This is a genomic window from Streptosporangium sandarakinum (genome assembly GCF_050942225.1).
Classification (GTDB): Bacteria; Actinomycetota; Actinomycetes; order Streptosporangiales; family Streptosporangiaceae; genus Streptosporangium; species Streptosporangium nondiastaticum.
The window spans coordinates 5,179,705-5,191,846 of sequence record NZ_CP192034.1 but is presented as its reverse complement, the minus strand read 5'-3'; the positions used below and the strand labels follow the sequence as shown (position 1 = coordinate 5,191,846).

Genomic DNA, 12,142 nt, shown 5'->3' with positions numbered 1-12,142 from the left:
CGGACCCGCCACGATACCGACCGGTAGGTACGTGCAACAGTGCCGAAACGCGCGGCGCATGCCCATGCGTCGAGGGGGCCGTGTTCCTCCTGGTCAAGACGTTCTTGGAGTGGCGCGCCCGCCAGCCCCGCTTGCATGACGATTACGGAAGATGCATAATCTCTCTAGTAAATCCATGAGCTACAGTGCATGAACATGCAGAGAGCGGGGGGCGGATGAAAGCGGCCATCGCCGGTGCCAGCGGCTACGCCGGGGGTGAGATCCTGCGCCTGCTGCTGTCGCACCCGGAAATAGAGATCGGCGCGCTCACCGCCGCCTCCAGTGCCGGCAGCGCGCTCGGCGCCCACCACCCCCACCTGGCCCCGCTGGCCGACCGCGTCCTCCTCGACACCACCCCCGGCACCCTCGCCGGCCACGACGTGGTCTTCCTGGCCCTGCCGCACGGCCAGTCCGCCGCCGTCGCCGCCGGGCTCGGCGACGGCACGCTCGTCGTCGACTGCGGCGCGGACTTCCGACTCGCCGACCCCGCCGCCTGGGAGCACTTCTACGGCGGCGCCCACGCCGGCACCTGGCCCTACGGCCTGCCCGAGCTGCCGGGTCACCGCGACCCGCTCCGCACGGCCACCAGGATCGCCGTCCCCGGCTGCTACCCGACCGCCGTCACCCTGGCGATGTTCCCCGCCTTCGCCGCGGGCCTCGCCGAACCCGACCTCGTCGTGGTGGCCGCCAGCGGCACCAGCGGCGCGGGCCGGTCGCCCAAGCCCAACCTCCTGGGCAGCGAGGTGATGGGCTCGGCGACCGCCTACGCCGCCGGAGGAGTCCACCGGCACACCCCCGAGATGGAACAGAACCTCTCGCCGCTGGCCGGCGCGCCGGTGCGGGTCTCCTTCACCCCCGTGCTCGCCCCGATGAGCCGCGGCATCCTCGCCACCTGCACCGCGCCGGCGAAACCCGGCGTCACCCCGCGGGAGCTGCGCGAGACCTACGAGGCGGCCGTCAAGGACGAGCCGTTCCTGCGGCTGCTGCCCGAGGGCCAGTGGCCCGCAACCTCGATGACCCTGGGCGCCAACACGGCCGCCCTGCAGGTCGCCCTGGACGAGCGCGCCGGGCGCGTCGTCGCCGTCGTCGCCATCGACAACCTCACCAAGGGCACCGCGGGCGGCGCGATCCAGAGCGCCAACCTCGCCCTCGGCCTGCCCGAAGAGACCGGCCTTCCTCTCAACGGAGTCGCCCCATGAGCGTGACCGCACCCCTCGGCTTCCGCGCCGCCGGCGTCGCCGCCGGAATCAAGTCGGGCGGCGCCCGCGACCTGGCGCTGATCGTCAACGACGGCCCCTCCCGCGCCGCGGCGGGCGTCTTCACCGCCAACCGCGTCCAGGCCGCGCCGGTGCTGTGGTCCCGGCAGGTGCTGACCGGCGGCCGGGTCCACGCCGTCGTCCTCAACTCCGGAGGCGCCAACGCCTGCACCGGCCCGCTCGGCTTCCAGGACACCCACGCCACCGCCGAGAAGGTCGCCGCCGCGCTCGGCGACTCCGCCGGAGAGGTCGCCGTCTGCTCCACCGGCCTGATCGGCGAGCGGCTGCCGATGGACGCCCTGCTGGCCGGGGTCGACCTCGCCGTCTCCCAGGTCAGCAGGGACGGCGGCCTGGCCGCCGCCGACGCCATCCGCACCACCGACACCGTCTCGAAGATCTCCTTCAAGCGGGGCGAGGGCGGCTACATGGTCGGCGGCATGGCCAAGGGCGCGGGCATGCTCGCCCCGGGCCTGGCCACCATGCTCTGCGTGATCACCACCGACGCCGACCTGCCCGCCGAGCAGCTCGACGCGACGCTCCGCGAGGCGACCCGGCTCACCTTCGACCGGCTCGACACCGACGGCTGCATGTCCACCAACGACACCGTCCTGCTGCTGGCCAGCGGAGCATCCGGCGTCACCCCCGACCTCGCGGAGTTCGGCCGCCTGGTCCAGGGCGTCTGCGCCGACCTCGCCCGCCAGCTCCTCATCGACGCCGAGGGCGCCACCAAGGCGATCGCCGTCGAGGTCGTCGGCGCCGCCTCCGAGGACGACGCGCTCGCCGTCGCCCGCGCGGTCTGCCGTTCCAACCTGCTCAAGTGCGCCATCCACGGCGAGGACCCCAACTGGGGCCGCGTGCTGTCGGCCGTCGGCACCACCGCCGCCGCCTTCGAGCCCGACCGGATCAACGTCGCCATCAACGGCGTCTGGATCTGCCGGGGCGGCGCTGCCGGCGACGACCGCGCCAAGGTGGACCTGCGCCCCCGCGACGTGACGATCACCATCGACCTGTCGGCGGGCCCGCACTCGGCCACGGTCCACACCACCGACCTCACCGCCGCCTACGTCCACGAGAACTCGGCGTACTCCTCATGACGACCGGCGACGCGCCGGCCAAGGCGCACACCCTGATCGAGGCCCTGCCGTGGCTCGCCCGCTTCCACGGCGCGACCGTCGTCATCAAGTACGGCGGCAACGCCATGACCGAGGAGCACCTGCGGGAGAAGTTCGCCGCCGACGTGGTCTTCCTGCGCTACGCCGGGCTCAGGCCGGTCGTCGTGCACGGCGGCGGCCCGCAGATCAACGCCCACCTCGACCTGCTCGGCATCGAGTCCACCTTCACCGCCGGGCTCCGCGTCACCAGCCCCGAGGCCATGCGGGTCGTCCGGATGGTCCTGGTCGGCCAGGTCAACCGCGACGTCGTCGGCCTGATCAACCGGCATGGGCCGTTCGCCGTCGGCATGTCCGGCGAGGACGCCCACCTGTTCACCGCGGCGCGCAAGCACGCCGTCGTCGACGGGACCCCGGTGGACATCGGCCAGGTCGGCGACATCGTCGCCGTCGAGCCCGGCGCGGTGCGGGCGCTTCTGGACGACGGGCGCATCCCGGTGATCTCGTCCGTCGCGCGCGGCGAGGACGGCACCGTCTACAACGTCAACGCCGACACCGCCGCCGCGGCCCTGGCCGTGGCGCTCGGCGCCGCCAAGCTGATCGTCCTCACCGACGTCGAGGGCCTCTACCGCGACTGGGACCCCGAGACCCGGGACGGAAAGGTCATCGACCGGCTGTCGGCCTCGGAACTGCGGGAACTGCTGCCCGACCTGTCCAGCGGCATGGTGCCCAAGATGGAGGCGTGCCTGACCGCCGTCGACGGAGGCGTCCCCCAGGCGCACGTCCTCGACGGCAGGGTGCCGCACGCCGTACTGCTGGAGATCTTCACCGACGAGGGGGTCGGCACCATGGTGCTGCCCGACGCCGCGCCGACCGTACCCGGCGCCGCGCGGCCCACCGCCACGAGCCTGAACGGGAGCGAGCAGTGAACACCAACGGCCGGCCTGCCGGGGACGACCTCGCGAAGCGCTTCGAGACCGCCTTCATGCCCACCTACGGCGTGCCGCCGGTCGCTCTGGCCCGCGGTGAGGGCGCCCGGGTCTGGGACGCCGACGGCGGCGAGTACCTCGACCTGATCGGCGGCGTCGCGGTCAGCTCCCTCGGCCACGCCCACCCGGCGCTGGTGGAGGCGGTGTCCCGCCAGGTCGCCGTCCTCGCCCACACCAGCAACCTGTTCATCAACGAGCCCGCGGTGCTGCTCGCCGAACGGCTGATCGGCCTGCTCGGGGTCCCGGCCAGGGTCTTCCTCACCAACTCCGGCACCGAGGCCAACGAGGCCGCTCTCAAGATGGCCCTCAAGTACGGCAGGAGCACCGGCCGCACCTACGTGGTGGCCGCCGAGAACGCCTTCCACGGCCGGACCCTCGGCGCGCTGTCGCTGACCGGCAAACGCGCCATCCGCGACCAGTTCGGCCCGTTCCCGACGGACGTCAGGTTCGTCCCGTACGGCGACGCCGACGCGCTGCGGGACGCCGTCACCGCCGAGTGCGCCGCCGTCTTCCTGGAGCCCACCCTGGGCGAGGCCGGCGTCGTCCCCCCGCCCGCCGGCTACTTCAGGGCCGCCCGGCGCATCTGTGACGCGACCGGCGCGCTCCTGGTCGCCGACGAGGTCCAGTCGGCGATCGGCCGCACCGGCCACTGGTTCGCCCACCAGCACGAGGGCATCCTGCCCGACGTGCTCACCCTGGCCAAGGGCCTCGGCGGCGGCATGCCGGTCGGCGCCTGCGTCGGCGTCGGCCCCGCTGGGACGATCTTCGCCAAGGGCGACCACGGCTCCACCTTCGGCGGCAACCCCGTCTCGGCCGCCGCCGCGCTCGCCGTACTCGACACCATCGACGCCGACGGCCTGCTGGAGCACGTCCAGACGGTCGGCGCTCAGCTCGCCGGCGGCATCGCCGCGATCGGCCACCCCCTGCTCGCGGGCGTCCGCGGCCGGGGCCTGTGGCTGGCGCTCGTGCTGACCGCCGACCGCGCGGCCCAGGTCCAGGCCGCGGCCCAGCGGGCCGGCTTCCTGGTCAACGCCGTCCAGCCCGGCGCCGTACGGCTCGCGCCCCCGCTGGTGATCACCCCCGGGCAGGCCGCCGCCTTCGTGGCGGCCCTCCCCGCCATCCTTGACGAGGCAGCAGAATGACCAGGCATTTCCTCCGCGACGACGACCTGACGCCCGCCGAGCAGACCGAGGTGCTCCAGCTCGCCGCGGCGATGAAGAAGGACCGCTACGGCTACCGCCCCCTCGCCGGCCCGAAGACCGTCGCCGTGCTGTTCGACAAGCCATCCACCCGCACCCGGCTCTCCTTCGCCACCGGCGTCGGCGAGCTGGGCGGCCTGCCCCTGGTCATCGACGCCGCGGCCTCCCAGCTGGGCCGGGGCGAGCCCGTCGAGGACACCGCCCGGGTCCTGGAACGTCAGGTCGCCGCCATCGTGTGGCGGACCGGCGGTCAGGAGCGGATCGAGACGATGGCCACCTGGTCCTCGGTGCCGGTGGTCAACGCCCTCACCGACGAGTTCCACCCTTGCCAGATCCTCGCCGACCTGCAGACCGTCCGGGAGCGCTTCGGCGCCACCGCCGGCCTCACCCTCGCCTACCTCGGCGACGGCGCGAACAACATGGCCCACTCCTACCTCCTCGGCGGAGCCGTCGCCGGGATGCACGTGCGGATCGGCGCCCCGTCCGGCTACCACCCCGACCCGGAGGTCCTGCGCCGCGCCCAGGAGATCGCCGCCGCCACCGGCGGGTCCGCCGCCGTGCTCACCGACCCCGCCGACGCCGCGGCCGGCGCCGACGTCGTCACCACCGACACCTGGGTCTCCATGGGGCAGGACGGCAAGGAGCAGCGGGTCGCCGACCTGATGCCCTTCCAGGTCGGCGCCCGCCTGATGGACCTGGCCGCCCCGCACGCGATCTTCCTGCACTGCCTGCCCGCCTACCGGGGGCTGGAGGTGGCCGCCGACGTCATCGACGGCCCGCGTAGCCTGGTATGGGACCAGGCCGAGAACCGGCTGCACGCCCAGAAGGCCCTGCTGCACTGGCTGCTCACCGCCGGTGGGAACGGCGAGGACGTCGCCGGGAACGGCGAGGCCGCCGCCCCCGCTACGATCCGGGCGGAGGAGGTCACATGAAGATCCCCATGACGAAGGCCGCCCGCCAGGCGCGGATCACCGAACTGCTGCAGCGCCGGCCGATCCGCTCCCAGCCTGAGCTGGCCAAGCTGCTGCTGGAGAGCGGTGTCGAAGTCACCCAGGCCACCCTCTCCAGAGACCTCGACGAGCTGGGCGCGCTCAAGCTGCGCGCCGAGGACGGCTCCCTGGTCTACGCCCTGCCCGGTGAGGGCGGCGGCCGGATCCCGCTGGCCCGGGTCGGGACGGGCGAGACCCCGGCCGCCCGGCTGAGCCGAATCGCCGAGGAACTGCTCGTCTCCGCCGACGCGTCCGCCAACCTGGTGATCGTCCGCACGCCGCCGGGCGCCGCGCAGTTCCTCGCCTCGGCCATCGACCACGCCGACTGGGAGTCCATCCTCGGCACGGTCGCCGGAGACGACACCATCCTCGTCATCAGCCGCGACCCGACGGGCGGCACCGCGGTCGCCGAGGCCCTGCTCCGACATGCCGACCGCCGTGGCTAGACGGTGCGCCGCGACGGGTGACCGCGGTGGACGGAAAGATCCACGACACGTGTCCCGGCGCGGGATCACCCGCGCCGGAAGACCATGAAGAACACTTGATCACGCCTGACCGGGTCGTGCCCGCCTTCTCCGGCGACCTCGACGCCTCCGCCGCCGCGCCGCTCCCCGCCGGGGGCCCCGGCGCCGGGGCCGTCGCCGGGCCGCGGGCGCTTCCCCGGAGGGCCGCCGCGACCCGGAACATCCGAATGCCCAGGTTGGGCTAAGGTCGCGGAGTGGAAGGGGAGGAGAACAACGGTGACTGATGGTGGCAAGCCGATGCGGCTGTGGGGCGGCAGGTTCGAAGGAGGCCCGGCCGACGCGCTGACCAGGCTCTCGGTGAGCGTGCACTTCGACTGGCGGCTGGTGCCGTACGACCTGATGGCCTCCCGGGCGCACGCCCGGGTGCTGCACCGCGCCGGGCTGCTGACGGCCGAGGAACTGGAGCGCATGATCGGCGCGCTGGACGACCTCGAACGCGCCTGCAAGGCGGGCGAGTTCCGGCCCACCGTGGCCGACGAGGACGTCCACACCGCGCTGGAGCGCGGCCTGCTGGAACGCCTCGGCACGCTCGGCGGCAAGCTGCGCGCCGGCCGCAGCCGCAACGACCAGATCGCCACCGACCTGAGGCTCTACCTCCGCGACCACGTCAGGAACATCGTGTCCCGCCTGGTCGAGCTGGAGACCGCGCTGATGAGCCAGGCCGAGGAGCACGCCGAGACGGCGGCCCCCGGCATGACCCACCTGCAGCACGCCCAGCCCGTCTCCTTCGGCCACCAGCTCCTGGCCCACGTGCACGCCTTCGCCCGCGACATCGACCGGCTGCGCGACTGGGACCGGCGCGCGGCCGTCTCGCCCCTGGGCTCGGGCGCGCTGGCCGGCTCGTCGCTGCCGCTCGACCCGCAGGCGGTGGCCCGCGAGCTCGGCTTCGACTCCGCCGCGCCCAACTCGATGGACGCCGTCGCCGACCGCGACTTCGCCGCCGAGTTCCTCTTCGACGCGGCGATGATCGGTGTGCACCTGTCGCGGCTGGGCGAGGAGATCGTCCTGTGGGCCTCCCAGGAGTTCCGCTGGATCGAGATGGACGACGCCTACTCCACCGGCTCGTCGATCATGCCGCAGAAGAAGAACCCCGACGTCGCCGAACTCGCCCGCGGCAAGAGCGGCCGGCTCATCGGCAACCTCACCGCCCTGCTGACCACGCTCAAGGGCCTGCCGCTGACCTACAACCGCGACCTGCAGGAGGACAAGGAGCCGGTCTTCGACTCCGTCGACACCCTCCTGCTGGTCCTGCCCGCCATGGCCGGCCTGGTCTCCACCATGCGCGTCAACACCGCCAAGCTGGAGTCCTCCGCCCCCGACGGGTTCGCCCTGGCCACCGACCTGGCCGAGCTGCTGGTCCGCAAGGGGGTGCCGTTCCGCGAGGCGCACGAGGCGGTCGGCCACCTGGTGGTCTGGTGCCAGGTCAACGACAAGGACTTCGGGGAGCTCACCGACGAGGAGCTCGCCAAGGTCTCCCCGCACCTGACGCCCGACTCCCGCGAGGTGCTCTCGGTGCCCGGCGCGCTGGCCGCCCGCAAGGCGCACGGCGGCACCGCGCCGGACCGGGTCCGCGACCAGCTCGCCGCGCTGCGCGAGACCGTCGACGCCCAGGCCGCCTGGGCGAGCGGGGCCTGATGCCCGTGGGAGACTTCGCCCAGGCCGGGTCGGTCCCGCTGACCCGGGACTTCTTCGACCGTCCCGGCCCCGAGGTCGCCCCCGACCTGCTGGGAAGGGTGATCGCGCACGGACCGGTCTCGGTGCGCATCACCGAGGTCGAGGCGTACGGCGTGCCCGGCGAGGACCCGGCGTCCCACACCTACCGGGGCCGTACGGCGCGCAACGCGGTGATGTTCGGGCCGCCGGGCCACCTGTACGTCTACTTCACCTACGGCATGCACTTCTGCGCCAACCTCGTCTGCCTCCCCGAGGGGATCGGCTCCGGCGTGCTCCTGCGCGCCGGGGAGGTGGTCGCCGGCGCGGAGGTCGCCGTGGCCCGCCGTACGGCGGGCACGGGCCGGGCCGTCGCCCCGCACGACCTGGCCCGGGGACCGGCCCGGCTGGCGGTCACGCTGGGCTTCACCCGGGAGCACGACGGGGTGGACGCCTGCCCGCCCGGCCCGGTCAACGTGCTGGCGGGAGCCCCTCCGGCGGCCGGGACCATCCGCTCCGGGCCGCGCACCGGGGTGTCGGCGGCCAAGGACGTCCCCTGGCGGTTCTGGATCGACGGGGAACGGACGGTCTCGCCGTACCGGCCGCACGTCCCGCGCCGGCGCGCCTCCTGAGGGAAGGCACCGGCGGGGGATCTTCCGGTCCTGAGGAGAGGCGTCGGTGCGGGGATCTTCCGATCCTGAGGAGAGATGTCGGTGCGGGGATCTTCCGATTCGTTTCCGTTCGCTGCCTTTCATGTTGCCCGCCCCAGTTCAGGCCGGTCGCGGGGGAGGTTTCGAGTGGCGAAGCGGGGCCGTGATCGGGCAGGCTGTACGGAAGTGATACGTGTCCCTTCGAACATTGGAAAGCCAGGATCGTGACCGACATCCTCGATGAGCTCGAATGGCGCGACGTCGTCGCGCAGACCACCGATGCTGACGCGCTGCGCAGGGCACTCGCCGAGGGGCCGATCACGGTTTATGCGGGCTTCGACCCGACCGCTCCTTCGCTGCACGCCGGAAACCTGGCCACGCTGCTGATCCTCACCCGGTTCCAGCGGGCGGGTCACCGGCCCATCGGCCTGGTCGGCGGCGCCACCGGCCTCATCGGTGACCCCAGTGGCCGCAGCACCGAGCGTTCGCTCAACTCCACCGACGTCGTCGCCGAGTGGGTGGCGCGGATCCGCGTCCAGGTCGAGAGGTTCCTTTCCTTCGACGAGGGGCCCACCGGCGCGGCGCTGGTCAGCAACCTCGACTGGACCGGGCAGATGTCGGCTATCGACTTCCTGCGCGACATCGGCAAGCACTTCCCGGTGAACCGCATGCTCGCCCGAGAGTCGGTCTCCGCGCGCCTCGGCGGGGAAGGGCTCAGCTACACCGAGTTCAGCTACCAGATCCTCCAGGCCAACGACTACCTGGAGCTCCACCGGCGGCACGGCTGCACGCTGCAGCTCGGCGGCAGCGACCAGTGGGGCAACATCACGGCCGGTGTCGACCTGATCCGCCGGGTGGAGGGCGCCCACGTCCACGCCCTGACCGGGAAGCTGATCACCAAGGCCGACGGCACCAAGTTCGGCAAGACCGCGGGCGGGGCCATCTGGCTCGACCCGGCGCTGACCTCGCCGTACGCGTTCTACCAGTACTGGCTGAACGCCGACGACCGTGACGTGATCCGTTTCCTGAAGGTGTTCACCTTCCGGGGTCGCGACGAGATCGCCGAGTTGGAGAAGGCGGTCGCCGACCGGCCCGCCGCCCGGGAGGCGCAGTGGGCACTGGCCGAGGACGTCACCACGCTCGTGCACGGTGCGGATGAGCTGCGGCGGGTGGTCACGGCGTCCCGGGCGCTGTTCGGTCAGGGCTCACTGGAGGAACTGGACGAGCGGACGCTCGGTTCGGCCCTGGCCGAGGTGCCGCGGGCCGAGGTGCCCGCCCTGGGCGCTCCGCTGGTGGACCTGCTCGCCCAGAGCGGCCTGGTCAAGTCCAAGTCCGAGGCCCGTCGCGCGGTGAACGAGGGCGGCGCGTACCTCAACAACGTCAAGGTCGCCGACGACTCCTACGTACCCACGACGGACGATCTCCTCCACGGCCGCTTCCTGGTGCTGCGGCGCGGCAAGCGGTCCATCGGGGGCGTCGAGGTCGTCGCCGGCTGACATCGGTCGACGTCGGCGTCGGCGAACGCCCCGGCTTCGGCCGGGGCGTTCGCCGTCTCCGCCTCTCGTGCTGGGGGAGGGGCCGGCGACGGGGAGGGGCGCACCCCCTCCGCTCCCGCGGGTTAATTGATTTGACGGAGCCGGATGGGCGGCATAACCTTCTGCAGTGCCCGGGAGCGAGCCGGACGCCCAAGAGGCGGACGGGCCCCGAGGCGAATCCCACCAGAACGAACTTGAGCGTTCAACCTTTGTCAAGATCATTCGGAACATCCGAGCTTCTTGACGCGGACTGAATGTCAGGGTATGTTTGGAGGGTTGCTCTCAAAAGAGAGTGGCAAAATCCTAGCTCGACCGGATTCTCCGGAGCAAGTCGTTTGAGAAAATGATTTGACACGGAAATCCGAGAAAAGCTAAGATAGTAACACGAAATGGAACGCCCCGGAGAAACGGGCCTGAGGGTCCGGATCGACGGTGAACGCGTCCGTTTCTTGAGAACTCAACAGTGTGTTAAAAGCCAGTGCATGATGCACAACCCCGTCCCACCCGCTTCGGTGGGAGGACGGATTCCTTTGGTTGATGCACCTCGTCTCCTTTGCCGGGACGGGGATGCTTTCAGCCGGGAGAAACTCTGTAGACATTGTTTGGAGAGTTTGATCCTGGCTCAGGACGAACGCTGGCGGCGTGCTTAACACATGCAAGTCGAGCGGAAAGGCCCTTCGGGGTACTCGAGCGGCGAACGGGTGAGTAACACGTGAGTAACCTGCCCCTGACTCTGGGATAAGCCCGGGAAACTGGGTCTAATACCGGATACGACACGCTTCCGCATGGGATGCGTGTGGAAAGTTTTTTCGGTTGGGGATGGACTCGCGGCCTATCAGCTTGTTGGTGGGGTAACGGCCTACCAAGGCGACGACGGGTAGCCGGCCTGAGAGGGCGACCGGCCACACTGGGACTGAGACACGGCCCAGACTCCTACGGGAGGCAGCAGTGGGGAATATTGCGCAATGGGCGGAAGCCTGACGCAGCGACGCCGCGTGGGGGATGACGGCCTTCGGGTTGTAAACCTCTTTCAGCAGGGACGAAGTTGACGTGTACCTGCAGAAGAAGCGCCGGCTAACTACGTGCCAGCAGCCGCGGTAATACGTAGGGCGCAAGCGTTGTCCGGAATTATTGGGCGTAAAGAGCTCGTAGGTGGCTTGTCGCGTCGGATGTGAAAGCTTGGGGCTTAACTCCAGGTCTGCATTCGATACGGGCTGGCTAGAGGTAGGCAGGGGAGAACGGAATTCCTGGTGTAGCGGTGAAATGCGCAGATATCAGGAGGAACACCGGTGGCGAAGGCGGTTCTCTGGGCCTTACCTGACGCTGAGGAGCGAAAGCGTGGGGAGCGAACAGGATTAGATACCCTGGTAGTCCACGCCGTAAACGTTGGGCGCTAGGTGTGGGGGCCTTCCACGGTTTCCGCGCCGTAGCTAACGCATTAAGCGCCCCGCCTGGGGAGTACGGCCGCAAGGCTAAAACTCAAAGGAATTGACGGGGGCCCGCACAAGCGGCGGAGCATGTTGCTTAATTCGACGCAACGCGAAGAACCTTACCAAGGCTTGACATCGCCCGGAAAGCTCTGGAGACAGAGCCCTCTTCGGACTGGGTGACAGGTGGTGCATGGCTGTCGTCAGCTCGTGTCGTGAGATGTTGGGTTAAGTCCCGCAACGAGCGCAACCCTTGCTCCATGTTGCCAGCACGCCCTTCGGGGTGGTGGGGACTCATGGGGGACTGCCGGGGTCAACTCGGAGGAAGGTGGGGATGACGTCAAGTCATCATGCCCCTTATGTCTTGGGCTGCAAACATGCTACAATGGCCGGTACAGAGGGTTGCGATACCGCAAGGTGGAGCGAATCCCTAAAAGCCGGTCTCAGTTCGGATTGGGGTCTGCAACTCGACCCCATGAAGTCGGAGTCGCTAGTAATCGCAGATCAGCAACGCTGCGGTGAATACGTTCCCGGGCCTTGTACACACCGCCCGTCACGTCACGAAAGTCGGCAACACCCGAAGCCCGTGGCCCAACCCTTTGGGGGGGAGCGGTCGAAGGTGGGGCTGGCGATTGGGACGAAGTCGTAACAAGGTAGCCGTACCGGAAGGTGCGGCTGGATCACCTCCTTTCTAAGGAGCACCGGCTGATCCGGTTCACCCGCTGGGTGGCCTGGTCGGTCCATGCCGTGGCCGCGAGCGAACGTCTCGCGCACG

General features: G+C 70.6%; 9 protein-coding genes and 1 rRNA gene. All 10 read left to right on the top strand.

What is annotated here, in order from left to right:
• Positions 1 to 215 precede the first annotated feature (215 nt).
• The 10 genes from argC (at position 216) to ACQP10_RS24245 (ending at position 12,058) form a co-directional block, all read left to right on the top strand.
• Positions 216 to 1,238, top strand: a complete 1,023-nt coding sequence (gene argC / locus ACQP10_RS24290; RefSeq protein ID WP_399499153.1) for an N-acetyl-gamma-glutamyl-phosphate reductase — start codon at positions 216 to 218, stop codon at positions 1,236 to 1,238.
• A complete protein-coding gene (gene argJ / locus ACQP10_RS24285; RefSeq protein WP_346022590.1) occupies positions 1,235 to 2,389 on the top strand; it encodes a bifunctional glutamate N-acetyltransferase/amino-acid acetyltransferase ArgJ in 1,155 nt (384 codons plus the stop codon). Before argC ends, argJ begins: the two co-directional genes overlap by 4 nt.
• Positions 2,386 to 3,333 carry an acetylglutamate kinase gene (gene argB / locus ACQP10_RS24280; protein WP_346022589.1) on the top strand — a complete coding sequence of 316 codons (948 nt, stop codon included), beginning with the start codon at positions 2,386 to 2,388 and terminating at the stop codon, positions 3,331 to 3,333. Before argJ ends, argB begins: the two co-directional genes overlap by 4 nt.
• 56 nt (positions 3,334 to 3,389) lie before the next feature.
• On the top strand, positions 3,390 to 4,535 hold the full coding sequence (locus tag ACQP10_RS24275; protein ID WP_433541939.1) for an acetylornithine transaminase: 1,146 nt from the start codon (positions 3,390 to 3,392) through the stop codon (positions 4,533 to 4,535).
• Positions 4,532 to 5,524: an ornithine carbamoyltransferase gene (gene argF, locus ACQP10_RS24270; RefSeq protein ID WP_399499152.1), complete on the top strand. Its 993-nt coding sequence runs from the start codon at positions 4,532 to 4,534 to the stop codon at positions 5,522 to 5,524. Before ACQP10_RS24275 ends, argF begins: the two co-directional genes overlap by 4 nt.
• Positions 5,521 to 6,027 carry an arginine repressor gene (locus ACQP10_RS24265; RefSeq protein ID WP_179827852.1) on the top strand — a complete coding sequence of 169 codons (507 nt, stop codon included), beginning with the start codon at positions 5,521 to 5,523 and terminating at the stop codon, positions 6,025 to 6,027. Before argF ends, ACQP10_RS24265 begins: the two co-directional genes overlap by 4 nt.
• A gap of 294 nt (positions 6,028 to 6,321) precedes the next feature.
• On the top strand, positions 6,322 to 7,740 hold the full coding sequence (gene argH, locus ACQP10_RS24260) for an argininosuccinate lyase (protein ID WP_346022586.1): 1,419 nt from the start codon (positions 6,322 to 6,324) through the stop codon (positions 7,738 to 7,740).
• The gene (locus tag ACQP10_RS24255; RefSeq protein WP_389995935.1) at positions 7,740 to 8,387 is read left to right on the top strand and encodes a DNA-3-methyladenine glycosylase; all 648 of its coding nucleotides are present in this window, start codon (positions 7,740 to 7,742) and stop codon (positions 8,385 to 8,387) included. The genes argH and ACQP10_RS24255 overlap by 1 nt, the downstream gene beginning before the upstream one ends.
• A 242-nt stretch (positions 8,388 to 8,629) precedes the next feature.
• Positions 8,630 to 9,901 (top strand): tyrosine--tRNA ligase, encoded by a 1,272-nt coding sequence (tyrS, locus tag ACQP10_RS24250; protein ID WP_433539758.1) that lies wholly within the window; start codon positions 8,630 to 8,632, stop codon positions 9,899 to 9,901.
• 638 nt (positions 9,902 to 10,539) lie between these two features.
• Positions 10,540 to 12,058 (top strand): 16S ribosomal RNA (locus ACQP10_RS24245).
• Positions 12,059 to 12,142 lie beyond the last annotated feature (84 nt).